Source organism: Streptomyces sp. NPDC007907 (assembly GCF_042959365.1).
In the GTDB taxonomy this organism is placed as follows: domain Bacteria; phylum Actinomycetota; class Actinomycetes; order Streptomycetales; family Streptomycetaceae; genus Streptomyces; species Streptomyces indiaensis.
The window spans coordinates 476861-493199 of the sequence record NZ_JBIBKR010000003.1 but is presented as its reverse complement, the minus strand read 5'-3'; the positions used below and the strand labels follow the sequence as shown (position 1 = coordinate 493199).

The window sequence follows — 16339 nt, the reverse complement described above, 5'->3', positions numbered from 1 at the left end:
GGGGCCCTAGGTTTTGTGGGCCGGGCCAGAGTAGGCAGTCGCACCGCCGAGGGCGACCGGATTTCCGTCAGGCCCGGGGGGCCCGCGCCGGATCTGCGCGGCGTGATGCGTCGGCGACCCCCCGGCCGCCGACCTCCGGCGGCCACACCCCGGGCGCCAGCACCCCCAGCGCATACGCCCGGGCCACCAGTTCCGTGCGGTTGGACGCACCCCAGCGGGACGACAGCCGGCGCAGGTGGTAGGTGACGCCGTCGGTGGTGAGGCCCGTCTCCCGCGCCGCCCGGGCCGTGGTCGCGCCGGCGGCCAGGAGCGCCAGGACCCGGGTCTCCGTCGGAGTGACCCGGGCCTGCCCGACGGCCGGGGCGGGGGAGGGTGCGCGCTCGGGCTCCACCCGGAGCATCACCAGCAGAGCCGGGGTGTCCTCCGCGGTGTCGCTGACCGGATCCGCCGTCAGTTCGCCGTAGCGGTCCGCGCCGCCGGGGGTCCGCCAGCGCACCGACACCTGGTAGCGCGAGCGGCGGCGCAGGCGCAGGGCCTCGGCGATTCGCTCCACCTGGGTCGCCTCGCTCGGGCTGAACAGGTCCAGCACATCGCGTCCACGCAGCTGCCCCGGCGTCCTGCCGCACTCCGCCGCCATCGCCGGATTGGCCAGCAGCACCGCCCCGTACACGTCGCACACCGCGACCGGCATCGCGACCCGGTCGAACAGCAGCAGCGCGCGGTTGCGCCACGTCACGGCCTCCTGCCGGGCCAGGTCCACGCATCGGCTCCTTCCACGCCGGGCCGCTCCCGCGCAAGAGCGGGGCGGCCGCATGTACTACACAATCATGTAGGGCCGCCGACCCGCCTCCCCGGCCCGGTGGACCACGCTGGATCGCAGTACTTCCGTACCGCGAAAGGCAGTTGCCGCGTCATGCCCCCCACCGGACAGACTCCCCTGACCGCCGACGACCTCCCCGGCGTCCCCCTCGCCGACATCTCCGCCACCGGACCCGGTGGTGCGCCCATCCAGCAGGTCATGGACCTGATGCGCGAGCACGGGCCGGTCCTCGTGCGGCGGCTGTACGGGCGGGACACCCTGTTCGTGAGCGACCTGGACCTCGTGGCCGACCTCGCCGACGAGCAGCGGTTCGCCAAGCACGTCGGGCCCGGCCTGGAGAACGTCCGCGAATTCGCCGCCGACGGCCTGTTCACCGCGTACAACGACGAGCCCAACTGGGCCAAGGCGCACGACATCCTCATGCCCGCTTTCGCGCTGGGCTCGATGCGCACGTACCACCCGGTGATGCTGCAGGTGGCGCAGCGGCTCATCGCGTCCTGGGACCGTGACGCCCGCGCCGGCCGGCCGGTCGACGTGCCCGACGACATGACCCGCATGACCCTCGACACCATCGGACTCGCCGGCTTCGGCTACGACTTCGGCTCCTTCGAGCGGACCGAGCCGCACCCCTTCGTCCAGTCGATGGTCCGCTGCCTGGAGTGGAGCATGACCCGCCTGGCGCGCGTACCCGGGCAGGACTACACGCAGCAGGACGCGGCCTTCCGGAAGGACTCCGCCTACCTCGCCGAGGTCGTCGACGACGTCATCGCCGCCCGCACCGGCACCGACCAGAGCGACGCCGACGACCTCCTCGGCCTGATGCTCACCGCCCAGCACCCGGACGACGGCACCACCCTCGACACCGCCAACATCCGCAACCAGGTCATCACGTTCCTGATCGCCGGCCACGAGACCACCTCCGGCGCGATGTCCTTCGCGCTGTACTACCTCGCCAAGCACCCGACCACGCTCCGCCTGGTGCAGCGCGAGGTCGACGCGCTGTGGGGCGACCGGGCCGACGTCGAGCCGACGTACGAGGAGGTCGGCAGGCTGACCTACACGCGCCAGGTCCTCAACGAGGCGCTCCGGCTGTGGCCCACGGCCGCCGTGTTCTCCCGGGAGGCCCGCGAGGACACCCTGCTCGGCGGCCGTATCCCGCTGCGCACCGGGCAGGGCGTCCTGGTCCTCGCGCCGATGCTGCACCGGCAGCCCGTGTGGGGTGACAACCCCGAGCTGTTCGACCCCTCCCGCTTCACGGCCGAGGCGGAGGCCGAGCGGCCGGTGCACGCCTTCAAGCCGTTCGGCACCGGCGAGCGGGCCTGCATCGGGCGGCAGTTCGCGCTGCACGAGGCGACCATGCTGCTGGCCATGCTCGTCCACCGCTACCGGCTGAACGACCACGCCGACTACCGGCTCCACGTCAAGGAGACCCTCACCCTCAAGCCCGAGGGCTTCACCCTCGCACTGACGCCCCGCACCTGCGCCGACCGGGTCCACGGCCCGCTGCCCGGAGCCGCCCAGGCCCAGGACACCGCCACGGCCGAGCCGCAGGACCTGCCCGCCCGCGTCCGCCCCGGCACCGCCGCCCTCTTCCTGCACGGCAGCAACTACGGCACCTGCCGCGACTTCGCGGCCCGGCTCGCCGACGAGGCCGCCGCCCTCGGCTGCGCGACCGAGGTGGCACCCCTCGACGCCTACGCGGGCGGCCTGCCCACCGACCGGCCCGTCGTCATCACCGCCGCCTCCTACAACGGCCGCCCCACCGACGACGCCACCGCATTCGCCACCCGGCTGGAGGAGACCCGCGACCTTTCGGGCGTCACGTACGCCGTCCTCGGCGTCGGCGACCGCAACTGGGCCGCCACCTACCAGCACGTCCCCACCCGCATCGACGAACGGCTCGCCGCGTCCGGCGCCGACCGCCTGCTGGAGCGCGCCGCCGCCGACGCCTCCGGCGACCTCGCCGGCACCGTCCGCGCCTTCACCACGTCCCTGCGCACCGCCCTCCTGGAGCGCTACGGCGACCCGGACGCCACGACGCCGGACCCGCAGCCCGCGACCGCCTACGAGGTCCGCACCCTGACCGGCGGCCCGCTGGACGCCCTCGCCGAACGGCACGGACTCGTCCCCATGCGGGTCACCGAGGCCCGCGACCTCACCGCCCCCGGCTACGCCCGGCGCAAGCGGTTCCTCCGCGTCGCCCTGCCGGACGGCGTCACCTACCGCACGGCCGACCACCTCACCGTGCTCCCCGCCAACGCCCCGGACCTCGTCAGGCGCGCCGCCGCCGCGCTCGGCGCCGACCTCGACACGGTCCTGGACATCCGCGCCACCCGCCCGCGCCGCGACGGCATCGCCGTGGACCGGCCCGTGACGGTACGGCAGCTCCTCACCCACCACGTGGAGCTGCAGGAGCGCCCGAGCCCCGGGCAGCTCGCCGTGCTCGCCGCCGCCCACCCGTGCCCACCGGAGCGCACGGCCCTGGCGGCCCTCACCGACGACCCCCGCACCCTCGTGGAGATCCTGGAGGACCACCCGGCCCTGCGCGGCGCCCTGGACTGGCCGCAGCTGCTCGACCTCCTCACCCCCCTGCGCCCGCGCCACTACTCCGCCTCCTCCTCGCCCGCCGTCGACCCCCGCCACGTGGACCTGATGGTCTCGCTGCTGGAGGCACCCGCCCGTTCCGGCAAGGGTGTCTACCGGGGCACCGGCTCCGGCCACCTCGCCACCGTCGAGCCCGGCGACACGGTGTACGCCCGTGTGCAGCCGTGCCGCGAGGCCTTCCGCATCGACGCCACCGGCGATCCGGCGCCGGTCGTCATGGTCGCGGCCGGCACCGGCCTCGCCCCGTTCCGCGGCGCCATCGCCGACCGTGCGGTGGCCCTCGCGGCGGGCGCCGAACTCGCCCCCGCGGTGTGCTACTTCGGCTGTGACGCGCCTGACGCCGACTTCCTGCACGCCGACGAGCTGGGCGCCGCCGACGCCGCCGGGGCCGTCTCGATGCGGCCCGCCTTCAGCGAGGTCCCCGAGGGCGAGGTGCGGTTCGTACAGCACCGCATCGCCGCCGAGGCCGAGGAAGTCTGGGCCCTGCTGGACTCCGGGGCGCGGGTGTACGTCTGCGGCGACGGTTCCCGGATGGCGCCCGGGGTGCGGGAGGCGTTCCGTACCCTGTACCGCAAGCACACGCCGAGCGCCGACGAGGCGGCTGCCGAGCAGTGGCTCGACGGACTGGTCGCGCAGGGGCGTTACGTCGAGGACGTGTACGCGGCCGGCTGACCGACGCGGCAGGCGAGGGGCGGGCACACGGTGGTGGACTCCTGGGAACGGGCCCGGCGTGCCCTGGCGGCGGGCCTGGACCCCGGCCGGCCTCGCCCACCGGCCCTGGACGAGATCGCGGAGGCCTGCTGACCCCGCCACACCGGACGAGGCGGTTAGCTCACATCGTGAAATAAGGGGTGGAGGAATGTCGCGCCGGGCCCGTCCCCGACGGTATGTTGCAGGTCGGGCAGGGGATGCGAAGGGAGCCACATGACTGCGCGGAACGGGCGCACGGTACGCGATCTCAGGCGGGCCAACCGCACGGCCGTGCTGCAGAGGCTCTACTTCGACGGCCCGCTCAGCCGCTTCGAACTCGGCCCGGCGACCGGCCTGAGCTCCGGGTCCGTCAGCAATGTCGTCGCCGACCTCGTCGCCGACGGGCTGGTCGAGGAGGCCGGCAGCGTCGACTCCGACGGCGGCCGCCCCCGCATCCTGCTGCGCGTCGCGCCCGGCAGCGGCCACATGATCGGCGTCGACGTCGGCGAGACCCGGGTCCGGGTCGAACTCTTCGACCTCACCCTCACCGAACTCGCCCGCGCCGAGCGCCCGCTGTCACCCCAGCGCTACGAGGTCGAGGCCATCGTCGACCACATTCGTCACGGCATCGCCGAGGTACTGGACACCGCCGGTCCCGCGCCCGAACGGCTCCTCGGCGTCGGCATCGGCGTCCCCGGCATCGTCGAGCGCACCCCCGAGCGCGGCGCGCTCGTGCACGGACAGACCATCGGCTGGGACGCCGTCCCGCTGGAGGCCCTGCTCCGGGCCGGCTCCCCCCTGCCGGACACCGTCCCGTACTTCATCGACAACGGCGCCAAGACGCTCGGCCAGGCGGAGATGTGGTTCGGCGCCGGACGCGGCGCCCGCAACGCCGTCGTGGTCCTGTTCGGCTCCGGCGTCGGCGCCAGCCTCGTCACCCCCGACGTGGAGCAGGGCCGCGCGGTCGAATGGGGGCATCTGACCGTACGGGTCCGGGGCCGCCGCTGCCGGTGCGGGGCGCTCGGCTGCCTGGAGGCCTACGCGGGTGCCGAGTCGCTGCTCGCCCGCTGGCGGGAGGAGGGCGGACGGGTCCCCAGCGGTGCCGACGAGGAGACAGCCCTCACCGCGATGCTCGCCGCGGCCCATCCGCCCGAGGGGACCGCGGCCGACCCCGTCGCGCTGGCCGTCCTGGAGGAGACCGCCGAATACCTCGGAGCGGGCCTGTCCGACCTGATCAACCTCTTCCAGCCCGAGCGCATCCTCATCGGCGGCTGGGCGGGCCTGGCGCTCGGCGCGCGCTTCCTGCCCGCCGTACGCCGCCACGCCATGGCGTACGCGCTGCGCCACCCGGCCGGGAAGGTGACCGTCGACCTGGGACGGCTCGGACCCGACGCCGTCACCGTCGGTGCCGCGATCCTGCCGCTCGCGGACTTCTTCGCCCGCGGCGGACGGCGCCCCGACCCCGCACCGGAGTACCCGCTCCCCGCGTGGCGCACGGCACTCCAGGAGCGGATTCCGCGCTGAGGTTTCGACGATCAGCGCGGAGGTACTCGCGTGGCGCCCGGACCACAGAAGGGAGCACGCCGTGACCGACCACCGCCTCGAAGGACCCGGCGAGAACGGTGAGCCCATCCCGCGGGACATGCCGGACCAGCAGGCCGACGACGGCGAGGACCCGTGGGAGGTCGCCCCGCGCTTCACGGGCACCGGCGCGAAGGACGGGCGCCGGAGCGACGACGAGACCGACGAGCCCGCCGGTGACGTCCCCGACACGGACGAAGCGGGGACGGGCCGGCAAGGAGCACCGCGCTCGGGAACGGTGCAGACCGAGCACCCGGTGCCGGACGAGCCCTCCGCCTAGGAGGGCATCCCAACCGAGGGCCGCAGCCGGCTGTGGGGGTCGGCTGCGGCCCTCGGGCCTGTCCTGAGGCGGGCATGTCCTGGCATGGCCAGGTGCAGCCTGCCGGTTCAGCCCACCTTGCGTCCGCGCAGCGGTTCCGTCTGCGCCCCCGCGCCCTGCCGCAGGCCCAGCAGGAACTCCTCCAGCACCTCGGGAGCCGTGTGCTCCGGCCGCCAGCCCAGCTCCGTACGCGCCCGCGCGCAGTCCATCAGCGGCAGCCGCAGGACCGCGTCGAACAGGTGCGGCGAGGCGGGCAGCAGATGCAGACCCCAGGCGGCGGCGATCGCCGACCGGACCGCGGTGCGCGGCAGCCGCACCGGACGCGCGTCGAACATCTCGCCCAGCAGCCGCGCGTCGACCGGCGGGTCCGCCGCCAGGTTGAACGCGCCCCGGACGTCGGAGTGCAGCGCGAGCCGGTAGGCGTTCGCCGCGTCGTCCGTGTGCAGGGCCTGCATCCGCAGCCCCGGAATGTCGGGCAGGACGGGCAGCAGCTCGGGGCGGGCCAGCGGGCCGGGCAGGAATTTGCCGCCGAAGATGCGGCGCTGCTCGCTCGCGGACTCCCGCCGGAACAGGAAGGCGGGCCGCATCCGCACCACCCGTGTCCCCGGGTGGTCACGCTCGAAGGTGTCCAGCGCCCGCTCCAGATAGGCCTTCTCCCGGCAGTAGGCGGCATCCGGCCAGCCGTGCGTCGGCCAGGATTCGTCCACCGCCTCGTCCTTCGGGCCGGGCGAGTACGCGCCGACCGACGAGGCGTGCACCAGGGCCGGAACGCCGGCGGCGGCCACCGCCTCGAAGACGCGCATGCTGCCGAGCACGTTGGTGCGCCAGGTCGACGCCGGGTCGTGCGTCGGCTGGAACGCCCATGCCAGATGGACCACCGCGTCGGCGTCCGAGAACCGCTCCGCCAGGCCGGACCGTTCGGAGGACAGATCGACGGCGGCCCAGTCCGTCTTCGGCGGCGACCAGTCGGGGATCCGCCGGGCCAGCCCCAGCACGGAGGCGACCTCCGGGTCCTCCGACAGCAGGCGCACCACGCTCGTGCCGACGTTGCCGGTGGCACCCGTGACGACGACCCTCTTGCCCGTTGTGCTGCTCACTGCGTGCTCCTCTCGGCCACCTGGTTTTACGAGAGGTGACCGAGTACCCGGGTTCCCCGTCCCGGACCCCTGACCGCCGGGGTGCTCACCGGTCCTCGTCGCCCGGGACCGTCTCCGCCCAGAGGTTCTCCGCCTGGAGCAGCAATGTGCCCAGCACCGCCGTATGGGCGGCGCCCTCTCCGGCGTTCCGGCGCAGCTGCTCCTGCAACTCCTCCTGCAGTTCCCGCATCGCCTTCTGCGTCTCGTCGTCCGGCCGGGCGGTCACGCTGCCGTCGAGCAGGCTGTCGGCCTCGGCGCACAGGGCGTCCCCGATCAGCTCCAGCAGCCGCGCGTACGAGCGCAGAGCCGGACCCTCCGGCGGGGCGGGGGAGCGGTTGTCGTCCACGGACACCGCGAGGGCCCGGGTGAGCGTGCCGACGTGCCCGGTGACCCGGGCGAGCCGCTCGTCCTCGTCCACCGCCGGCAGCGCACCGCCATGCGGTACGCGGTGCAGGGCACGCAGCGGGGCGTAGGTCAGGCGCAGGCTCTCCTGCGACCACCGGCGCGCCGAGCGCAGCGCCTGCACGCGGTGGTCCAGCCGTTTCGCCGCACCGACCCAGCCGCTGGCGGTCTGCGCGTCCCACTCGCCCTCGCGCAGATCGCCGGCGACGAGGTGCAGCACCTCGCCCGACTCCCGCGCGAGCGCGGCCAGGTTCGCCCGTACGTCCCGCAGGTGGATCGGCGGCAGGATGAGTGCGTTGACCGCGACGCCGATGACGGCGCCGATCGCGGCCTGGCCCACCCGGTGCCCGACGGCGGACAGACTCACCATGCCCGAGGAGATGGTGAACAGGGCCGTCGTCGCCGCGTAGATGCCCTGGTCGCCGAAGCGCGGCCAGTTCGCGAGCAGCATCAGCACCGGGACGGACAGGGCGATCGCGCCCAGCGTGTCGTCGGCGATCGCCTGCGCCGCCGAGGCCACCAGCGTGCCCACGCAGATGGCCCCGAACTGCCGCGCCCCCTGCACCAGGGAGCTGAACACCGTGGCCTGCACCAGGACCAGCGCCACCCAGGGCGCCATCAGCGCCAGCGGGTCGCCCATCCAGACGCCGCCCACCGCCCAGGCGAGCACGGCCGCCCCGGCCGCCTTCAGCGACTGGACCACCAGGTCCCGCTCCCGGCCGGGCCCGCGCCACGCCGCCAGCACGGCCTCCCAGGCCGACCGGGACTCCCGCCGTACGGCATCCACCGGCCGCACGGTCCGCTTCCCCTGCCCCGGATGCTCGATCCGCCCCCGGCCCGCGGCCGCTCCCCGCGGCCCTGCCTCCGAGGCCGCCCCCGTGTCTTCGTTCATGTCCCTCCGACCGCGGATGGCCTCCGCCGTCCGCCGTAGCGCACTCGTCACACGCGTCATGTGCTGTGGGTATCCGTCCCACCGGCGGTTTCACGTTCCTTCATGCCAGCGGGCTGTCGCCGAGGGCGGACAGCAGGTGCGCGGGGTCGGCGTAGACCGCGTCCGCGCCGGACTCCGCGAGGTCGGCGCGCGGAATGCCGCCGCACAGGACGCCCACACAGCGCACCCCGGCCCTGCTGCCGGCCTGCATGTCCCACACGGTGTCGCCGACGAACACCGCTCGCTCCGCCGGCACCCCGGCCAGCTCCAGGGCGTGCTCGACGGGCTCGGGCGCGGGCTTGCCCGCGTCGACGTCGTCGGCGCTGGCCGTGGCCATGATGGCGTCGTCCGCGTCGATCGCCCGGCGCAGCGCGCCCAGCTCCGCGCCGCCCGCGGAGGTGGCCAGCACCACCGCCCAGCCGTCCCGGTGCAGCCGCCGCAGCAGTGCCCCGGCCTCCGGCAGCGCGGGCAGCCGGTCGAAGTACTGCCCGTACAGCGCCTTGTGCCCGGCGCTGATGTCCGCGTCCTGGTCCGTGTTCCGGTCGTCGCCGAGCAGATGGGCGACCAGGTCGGTCGACGGCAGGCCCACGGCCCGGTGGATGGCGTGCATCGGCACCTGGTGGCCCGCCTGCCGGAAGGCCTCCCACCAGGCCACGACATGCAGATGATTGGTGTCGACCAGCGTGCCGTCGACGTCGAACACAGCCGCCCGTTCCGCGCGTCCCATAGGTGCAGTCCCTTTCTCTCCGGCCGCGCGGGTACCACGTCAGCCGCTCGCCACGCCGGACGGCACCCGCCGCTCACGGGTCCAGGCCAGCAGTTCCTCGAGGGACCACGTGGTCACCACCCGCTCGGGCGGCACCCCGCACTCCTCCGCCCGGGCGCACCCGTTGATCTGCCAGTCCAGCTGCCCCGGCGCGTGCGCGTCGGTGTCGACGGAGAACAGCACCCCGGCGTCCACGGCACGGCGCAGCAGCCGCCGCGGCGGGTCCAGCCGCTCCGGCCTGCTGTTGATCTCCAGGGCCGTGCCCGTCTCCGCGAGCGCGGCGAACACCTCGTCCGCGTCGAACTCCGACTCGGGCCGCCCCCGCCCGGTCAGCAGCCGCCCGGTGCAGTGCCCGAGCACGTCCGCGTGCGGATCCCGCACGGCGGCCACCATCCGCCGGGTCATCGACCGCTTGTCCATGCGCAGCTTGGAGTGCACCGACACGACCACCACGTCGAGCCGCTCCAGCAGCTCCGGCTCCTGGTCGAGCGCGCCGTCCTCGAGGATGTCGCACTCGATGCCGGTCAGCAGCCGGAACGGAGCCCAGGTCGCGTTCAGCTCCGCCACCACGTCCAGTTGCTCCCGCAGCCGCTCGGGCGACAGGCCGCGCGCCACCGTCAGCCGTGGCGAGTGATCGGTGAGCGCCGCCCATTCGTGGCCCAGCTCCGCGGCGGCCCGGCCCATCTCCTCGATCGGGCTGCCGCCGTCCGACCAGTCGGAGTGCAGATGGCAGTCCCCGCGCAGCAGGGCCCGCAGCTTCTCCCCGCCCCGCACGACCGGGCGTGCCTTCTCCGCCTCGCCCTCCAGCTTCTCCAGATAGCCGGGGACCTCGCCGGCCAGCGCCTCCCGCACGACCTGGGCGGTCTTCGGGCCGATGCCCTTGAGCCTTTCCAGCGAACCGTCCGCCGCCCGCCGGCGCACCTCGTCCCCCTCCAGGTCCTTCAGTACGCGGGCCGCCGTACGGAAGGCGCGCACGCGGTAGGTCGGTGCCAGGGACCGCTCCAGCAGGAAGGCGATCCGGTCCAGTGCCTCGACGGGATCCATCGCCACCTCCACCTCAAGGGTTCCCCAGCGCCCGGCGGGCCGCACGACGGGCACGCGGTTTGCCCGGTATCCCCCCGGGTACTGCGATGCCTCGCCCACCCGTCGACGAGGAGGCCCGTCATGTCCGACCCCACCGCGCCCACCGGCAAGGTCGCCGTGATCACCGGCGCCGACTCCGGCATCGGCCGTGCCACCGCCGTCCACCTGGCGCGGGCCGGCATGGACATCGGCATCACCTACCACACGGACCGCAAGGGCGCGGAGGAGACGGCCGACGAGGTGCGCGCGCACGGGCAGCGCGCGGAGGTCGCCCGGATGGACCTCACCCGGCTGCCCGACGCCGCGGACACCGTCGACGAGCTGTGCGAGCGACTGGGCCGCGTGGACGTGCTCGTCAACAACGCCGGCACCGGCACCATGACGCCCTTCCTTGACCTGGAGCTGTCCGATGTGCGCGAGGTCCTCGACGTGGATCTCGTGGGGCCCTTCCTGTGCGGGCAGAAGGCGGCCCGGCACATGATCGGGCGCGGCGAGGGGGGCCGGATCATCAACGTCACGTCCGTCCACGAGCACCAGCCGCGGGTGGGCGCCGCACCGTACTGTGCAGCCAAAGGGGGCCTTGGACTCCTGACCCAGGTCATGGCCCTCGAACTGGCCGAGCACCGCATCACCGTCAACGCCGTGGCCCCCGGGGAGATCGCCACGCCCATGACCGGGCAGGAGGACACCGACCCGCACACCGAGAGCCGCCCCGGCATCCCGCTCGGCCGGCCCGGCGACGCCCGTGAGGTGGCGGCGGTCATCGCCTTCCTCGCCGGTCCGGACGCCTCGTACGTCACCGGCGCGTCCTGGAGCGTCGACGGCGGCATGCTGCGGATGGGTCCGCAGGCCGGTTCCCATCTGACCGGCCACGACTGGCGCCGCCCATGAGGGACCGGCCGGTCCGGCGGGGCTTGGACCCGCGCCACGGCCGGTTGCGTTCTACGCTCGATGCATGACCGAAAGCGCGAGCCCGTACATATCCCACCCGCGGATCCTGGTGCTCGGGGTCCAGCCGGGCACACCGCCGTTCCGGATCGTCCAGATCGACGGCCAGGTGGTCGGGGAGGCCCGTGCCGTCACCGACGTTCTGGCGGCCGCGGCCGCGTACGGCATCCCCGTGCACGACATGGACGATCCGGACGTGGTCCGCTGGGTGGGCGGGGACAAGTTCACCTGGACCCTGCACTGAGACATCCGCGCACGGCGCCGGACTAGGCTTTGTCGGCCGACGGCTTCTCCTCCGCCCGGGCCGGGCGGGGCCTGCGGGCGTGCACGGCCCTGCTGAGGCGGCGCCCCAGGAGGAGGTAACCGATGAGCGCGCCCGAGGTGTTGAGGATGACGTCGTCGATGTCGAAGGCGCGGCCGGTGACCAGGGCCCCCTGTGCGAACTCCACCAGGAGCATCACGATCGCGGTCAGGAACAGCACGCGCAGGATGCCCCGGGTGCGGGGGGCGACCACGGGCACCAGGACGCCGAAGGGGATGCCCAGCAGGATGTTGCCGCCGATCTGCTTGACAGCGTCCCGCAGTTCGGGCTGGCCGAGGTAGGCCTTCAGGGAACTGCCGGGTTGCAGATTGCTGTGGGTCAGCGCCTCCGAGGCGGGGGAGGGCTGCAGGGTCAGCCGGGCCAGCACCACGGCGAAGGCGACCATGAACAGGAACGCGCACAGCATCGCCAGCAGCCGGACGGGCCACGGGAGCGGGCGGCGCTCGCTCTCCGGCCCGGCGGTCCGGGGACGTGAGGCTGCACTGGTCATGGGGGGCCCTCCACTCTTCAACTTCCCTGCGTGACAAGGCGGTTACCCCAGGGCGTGCCGACGATGCCGTGGGGGGTCGTTCCCGGCCACGGCCCCCGGCGTCGTCTCCGCGGACCGCCATCACCCTCCGTTGCCCGCGTTCGGCCCGGGCACTCCCCCCGGGTGGGCACCACAACGGGGCGGGACCCACGGTCCCGCCCCGTCGCCCGGGCGCCGGATCAGCTCCCGTACGTGACGCGCACCTGCTTGAAGCCGAGGGAGCGCAGCAGGCCTTCGAGCATGCCGGTGGTGTTCGACTCGGCGCGTGCGGTCAGCTCGCTCTCCTTCGCCGCGTCCCCGATGTGCCGTACGGCCAGCTTCTGGACGGCCTGTTCGCCGTTGGGGTTGTCCGAGAAGATGTCGCCGAGGCGGTCGAGCAGGCCGCGTTGCTTGGAGACCGCGTAGGAGCGGTCGGGGTCGAGGGCGGGCTTGCCCAGTTGCGCGTGGGGCAGTCGCAGGGTGGCGGACGTGCGGTCGTCGTTGACCTTCACGTCGTTCTCGCCCACCTTGCCCAGGTCGACGTAGGCGTCGACGGTGCCCGCGCCGACGTACAGCGTCCGGGTCCCGCGGATGGCGTCGGGCAGGAGTTTGGTGTCCTTCTCCAGGTCCACGACGACCTGGAAGTTGCCGGACGCGGCGTCGTAGCGGCTGATGTCCTGGATGGACTTCAGCAGCGCCGGGCCGGACCGGTCCTGGGTCTCGGTGCCGAACAGGTCCTTCAGGCCCGGGATCACACTCAGCCGGAGCCCCGCGAAGAACACGACGAGCAGCAGCACGAGCGCGGTCACCAGCTTCGCCCAGCCGGGCATGCGCCTGGGGAGGCGCTTGACGGGAGTCGTCATGCGACGGCCCTCCTTCCTACTGTCCGGATGCCCGCCCGGCTCCCGGCCAGACCGCCGGATCCGGGACGGGAAGGCCCCGGCGGAAGCACGTGGGGCGCATCCCCGTCACGGGCGGGGCGTCGCCTCGGGCTGTTCCAGCGCTGCGTCCAGTGTCGGCTGCGGAGGCAGCAGCCGCGACAGGCCGGTGATCCGCAGGACGCGCAGCGTCAGCGGGTGCGCGCAGACGAGGAGGACCTGTCCGCGCCGGTCGAGCACCCGGCTGCGGGCCCGGTACAGCAGTCGCAGTCCGGAACAGTCGAAGAAGTCGATCCCGCTGAGGTCGATGACGAGCCGGGCGGCCGGGCGGGCCGTCTCGCGGTCCAGGTGCGGTGCGATCTCCGAGGCCGCGGCGAGATCGATCTCACCGCGGAACTCCAGCACCGTGTGGCCCCGTTCCCGGCGGACGCGCAGATGCGGGGTGAGCGGTGCAGGTTCCTGCCGCACGACGAGATCGCCTCCAGCCTGCTCCGTGCGTGGGAGGGGCACGGGCTCAACGCCGTTCCCCGTCCTGCAAGTTACCCCCCAACGAGTGAATTTGAGCATGTTCGATTGACATATGTCTTTGAAGATCCGCCGAGTTGGCCGAGGTTCGCGCCGGGGCGTGCGCGGGTGTGGTTCACCCGGCGCGTTCCGAGGTTCCGACCGGAGTACGACCGGGCGTGCCAGGCCTTGGTGAGTGGCGGAACTGCCGCGCCGAACGCCTCACCCTGGCGAAGGAACTGGGCGCCACCCCACCGTCGACACCAGCGGGACGGACCTCGCCCAGGCCCTCGACGAGATCACCGGGGGACAGGGCGCGGACGGGGTCGTGGAGACCACGGGCAACGTCGGTGTCCTGCGCCAGGGCGTCGACGCGCTCGCCGCCCGCGGCACCCTGGTCGTGGTCGGCGCCCCGCCCTTCGGCACCGAGGTCGCCCTCGACGTCAACGGCCTCCTCGGCGGCAAGCGCGTCGTCGGCCTCACCCTCGGCGACAGCGAGTCGCAGACCATGATCCCGGCCGTGGTCGCGCTGGTGAAGGACGGACGGCTCCCGCTGCACCGCCTGATCGGCACCTACCCCTTCGCGGACATCGACCGGGCGGTGCGAGACATGAGATCCGGCAAGACGATCGAGCCGGTCCTGACGTTGTGACACAGCCCGCGACGCCGGCTCAGTCGTTCAGCAGGACCAGCTTCCCCGTCGTACGGCCGGTGTCGCCGAGGGCATGCGCCTCGGCGGCCTCGGCCAGCGGGAAGGTCCCGGCGATGGTGGCGCGCAGCTTCCCCGCCTCCACGAGCCCCGCGACCGCCTCCATGCCGCCGCGGTCGGCGTCCACCAGCATCCGCAGGGCCCGCACGCCGAGCCGCTCGGCCTCCTGGTAGAGGTCGTCCGAGCCGACAGGGAGGATCGACACCAGGACACCGCCGGGGCGCAGGACGCGCAGCGAACGCAGGGCGTTGTCGCCGCCGATCGTGTCCAGGACGACATCGACGTCCTTCACGGCCTCGGCGACGTCCGTCTCCCGGTAGTCGATCGTCTCGTCGACGCCGATGCCGCGCAGGAACTCGTGCTTGCCCGCGCTCGCCGTGCCGATCACGTAGGCGCCGCGCGCCTTCGCGACCTGCACCGCCACGTGCCCGACCCCGCCGGCCGCGGCGTGGATCAGCACCCGCTGCCCCGGCTGGAGATCCGCGTGCTCGGTCAGCGCCTGCCAGGCGGTGAGCGAGACCAGCGGGAGCGCGCCCGCCTGGGTGTGGTCGACGCCGGCCGGCTTGCGGGTCAGGGCGCGGACCGGGGCGACGACGTACTCGGCGTGCGAGCCGTGCCCGTAGGGGTACGGCAGCATGCCGAAGACCTCGTCACCGGGCGCGAAGGCCGCGACGCCGATGCCGACCGCCTCCACCACCCCGGAGACGTCCCAGCCCAGGACGAAGGGCGGCTCGCCCAGGAATCCGCCGGTGGCGCGGTGCTTCCAGTCGGTCGGGTTGACTCCTGCGGCCCGCACCCGGACCAGTACCTCGTTGGGCTTCGGTACCGGGCGCTCGACCTCCGCTTCCTTCAGGACCTCAGGGCCGCCGAGGACGTCCTGAGTGATGACGCGCATCGTGTTCTGTGTGCTCATGGTCAACCAGCGTGCCGGTCCGCGTCCCCCGCGCCAATGGCAAGATTGCCAACATTCGATACGATCGTGCCATGCGACGTGAGCGAGTGGTGGTCCTGGCCCTGGACGGGGTCTATCCCTTCGAGCTGGGCATCCCCAGCCGGATCCTGGGCGCGGCCGACGGCCGGTACGAGGTCCTCACCTGCTCGGTCGACGGCCGTCCGGTGCGCACCAACGCGGACTTCGGCGTCACCGTCGAGCACGGCCCCGAGATCCTCGCCACGGCGCACACCGTGGTGATCGCGCCCGTCGCCCCCGGCCACCTGGCCGAGGAAGTCTCCGGCGACGTCCTGGCCGCGCTCGCGCTCATCCGCCCCGGCACCCGCATCGTCTCCATCTGCACCGGCGCCTTCGTCCTCGCCGCCGCAGGTCTCCTCGACGGGCGCCGGGCGACCACCCACTGGCAGGTCGCCGACCAGTTCCGCCGCATGTTCCCGCGCGTCGACCTCGACCCGGACGTGCTGTTCGTCGACGACCACCCGTTCCTGACCTCCGCCGGGGCCGCCTCCGGCGTGGACATCTGCCTGCACCTCGTCCGCAAGGACCACGGCAGCCGGCTGGCCAACAGCGTCGCCCGCCGCTGCGTCGTCCCGCCCTTCCGGGACGGCGGCCAGGCCCAGTACATCGAACAGCCCGTCCCCGAGCAGGGCGCCGCGAGCACCGCGGCCACCCGGGCCTGGGCCCTGGAGCGCCTTGACGAGCCGCTCACCCTGGCCGACCTCTCCGGCCACGCGCGGATGAGCCAGCGCACCTTCGCCCGCCGGTTCCAGGGCGAGGTGGGCCTCAGCCCCGGGCGCTGGCTGATCCAGCAGCGCGTGGTCCGGGCCCGGCACCTGCTGGAGTCCAGCGACCTGACGGTGGACCAGATCGCCGGCCGGGTCGGCTTCGCGACCGGTGCTTCCCTGCGCCAGCATCTGAACGCGGCGATCGGTGTCTCCCCGCAGGCCTACCGGCGTACGTTCCAGACCGCCCGCTGACCTCGGCGGCCCACCTGTACTTTCTCTGACGGCTCGCCAATTCCCCTGACAGCAAACCCATTTGTCGACCTGTTGCCTTGTGCCGGAGAGTGACGGAACCCTCACGTCCGGGGGCGGGTGAGATTGATCCTTTCGGGTCCGAACCCGATAAGGTTCCGATCGGCGCTGCGAGTTGACGCGATCGCGTCCAGTCGACCCGCGGTGCGTAC

General features: G+C 73.5%; 15 protein-coding genes and 1 pseudogene. 7 read left to right on the top strand and 9 right to left on the bottom strand.

Going from position 1 to position 16339, the window contains the following annotated elements; translation table 11 throughout:
• Positions 1-67: 67 nt before the first annotated feature.
• Positions 68-760, bottom strand: a complete 693-nt coding sequence (locus tag ACFZDI_RS13625; protein ID WP_391250244.1) for a PAS domain S-box protein — start codon at positions 758-760, stop codon at positions 68-70.
• Between the two features lie 153 nt (positions 761-913).
• Here ACFZDI_RS13625 and ACFZDI_RS13620 point away from each other — a divergent pair, with 153 nt between their 5' ends.
• From ACFZDI_RS13620 to ACFZDI_RS13610, 3 genes are all read left to right on the top strand, one after another.
• Entirely contained in the window at positions 914-4096 is a 3183-nt protein-coding gene (locus ACFZDI_RS13620; protein WP_391250242.1) for a cytochrome P450, read from the top strand.
• A gap of 252 nt (positions 4097-4348) precedes the next feature.
• Entirely contained in the window at positions 4349-5638 is a 1290-nt protein-coding gene (locus ACFZDI_RS13615) for an ROK family protein (protein WP_391250240.1), read from the top strand.
• Positions 5639-5699: 61 nt separating this feature from the next.
• The gene (locus ACFZDI_RS13610) at positions 5700-5975 is read left to right on the top strand and encodes a hypothetical protein (RefSeq protein WP_234845784.1); all 276 of its coding nucleotides are present in this window, start codon (positions 5700-5702) and stop codon (positions 5973-5975) included.
• A 107-nt stretch (positions 5976-6082) separates the two neighbouring features.
• Here the strand turns inward: ACFZDI_RS13610 and ACFZDI_RS13605 are convergent, their stop codons facing one another.
• The 4 genes from ACFZDI_RS13605 to ACFZDI_RS13590 all read right to left on the bottom strand — a co-directional run bounded on the left by ACFZDI_RS13605 (position 6083) and on the right by ACFZDI_RS13590 (position 10293).
• Positions 6083-7111: an NAD-dependent epimerase/dehydratase family protein gene (locus ACFZDI_RS13605; RefSeq protein WP_391250237.1), complete on the bottom strand. Its 1029-nt coding sequence runs from the start codon at positions 7109-7111 to the stop codon at positions 6083-6085.
• Between the two features lie 85 nt (positions 7112-7196).
• Positions 7197-8444, bottom strand: coding sequence for an aromatic acid exporter family protein (locus ACFZDI_RS13600; protein WP_391250235.1), 1248 nt, complete (start codon positions 8442-8444; stop codon positions 7197-7199).
• Positions 8445-8544: 100 nt separating this feature from the next.
• The gene (locus tag ACFZDI_RS13595; RefSeq protein ID WP_234845781.1) at positions 8545-9210 is read right to left on the bottom strand and encodes an HAD family hydrolase; all 666 of its coding nucleotides are present in this window, start codon (positions 9208-9210) and stop codon (positions 8545-8547) included.
• A 39-nt stretch (positions 9211-9249) separates the two neighbouring features.
• A complete protein-coding gene (locus tag ACFZDI_RS13590) occupies positions 9250-10293 on the bottom strand; it encodes a PHP domain-containing protein (RefSeq protein ID WP_391250232.1) in 1044 nt (347 codons plus the stop codon).
• A 120-nt stretch (positions 10294-10413) separates the two neighbouring features.
• On the opposite strand from ACFZDI_RS13590, the gene ACFZDI_RS13585 reads away from it, so the two are divergent.
• Both ACFZDI_RS13585 and ACFZDI_RS13580 read left to right on the top strand, forming a co-directional pair.
• A complete protein-coding gene (locus tag ACFZDI_RS13585) occupies positions 10414-11223 on the top strand; it encodes an SDR family oxidoreductase (RefSeq protein WP_391250230.1) in 810 nt (269 codons plus the stop codon).
• Between the two features lie 64 nt (positions 11224-11287).
• Complete coding sequence (locus tag ACFZDI_RS13580; RefSeq protein ID WP_234845778.1) at positions 11288-11524, top strand: hypothetical protein; 237 nt, start codon at positions 11288-11290, stop codon at positions 11522-11524.
• Positions 11525-11546: 22 nt separating this feature from the next.
• Here ACFZDI_RS13580 and ACFZDI_RS13575 read toward each other — a convergent pair whose 3' ends face one another.
• From ACFZDI_RS13575 to ACFZDI_RS13565, 3 genes are all read right to left on the bottom strand, one after another.
• Complete coding sequence (locus tag ACFZDI_RS13575) at positions 11547-12092, bottom strand: VanZ family protein (protein ID WP_391250228.1); 546 nt, start codon at positions 12090-12092, stop codon at positions 11547-11549.
• Positions 12093-12310: 218 nt separating this feature from the next.
• Positions 12311-12973, bottom strand: coding sequence for a DUF4230 domain-containing protein (locus tag ACFZDI_RS13570; protein WP_234845776.1), 663 nt, complete (start codon positions 12971-12973; stop codon positions 12311-12313).
• Between the two features lie 105 nt (positions 12974-13078).
• On the bottom strand, positions 13079-13456 hold the full coding sequence (locus ACFZDI_RS13565) for an anti-sigma factor antagonist (RefSeq protein WP_391250225.1): 378 nt from the start codon (positions 13454-13456) through the stop codon (positions 13079-13081).
• Between the two features lie 251 nt (positions 13457-13707).
• Here ACFZDI_RS13565 and ACFZDI_RS13560 point away from each other — a divergent pair.
• Positions 13708-14144, top strand: a pseudogene (locus tag ACFZDI_RS13560) (zinc-binding dehydrogenase); the annotation flags it as partial.
• A gap of 19 nt (positions 14145-14163) precedes the next feature.
• Here ACFZDI_RS13560 and ACFZDI_RS13555 read toward each other — a convergent pair.
• The gene (locus ACFZDI_RS13555; protein WP_391250223.1) at positions 14164-15114 is read right to left on the bottom strand and encodes a zinc-binding dehydrogenase; all 951 of its coding nucleotides are present in this window, start codon (positions 15112-15114) and stop codon (positions 14164-14166) included.
• A 71-nt stretch (positions 15115-15185) separates the two neighbouring features.
• Here ACFZDI_RS13555 and ACFZDI_RS13550 point away from each other — a divergent pair, with 71 nt between their 5' ends.
• A complete protein-coding gene (locus ACFZDI_RS13550; RefSeq protein WP_391250221.1) occupies positions 15186-16130 on the top strand; it encodes a helix-turn-helix domain-containing protein in 945 nt (314 codons plus the stop codon).
• Positions 16131-16339 lie beyond the last annotated feature (209 nt).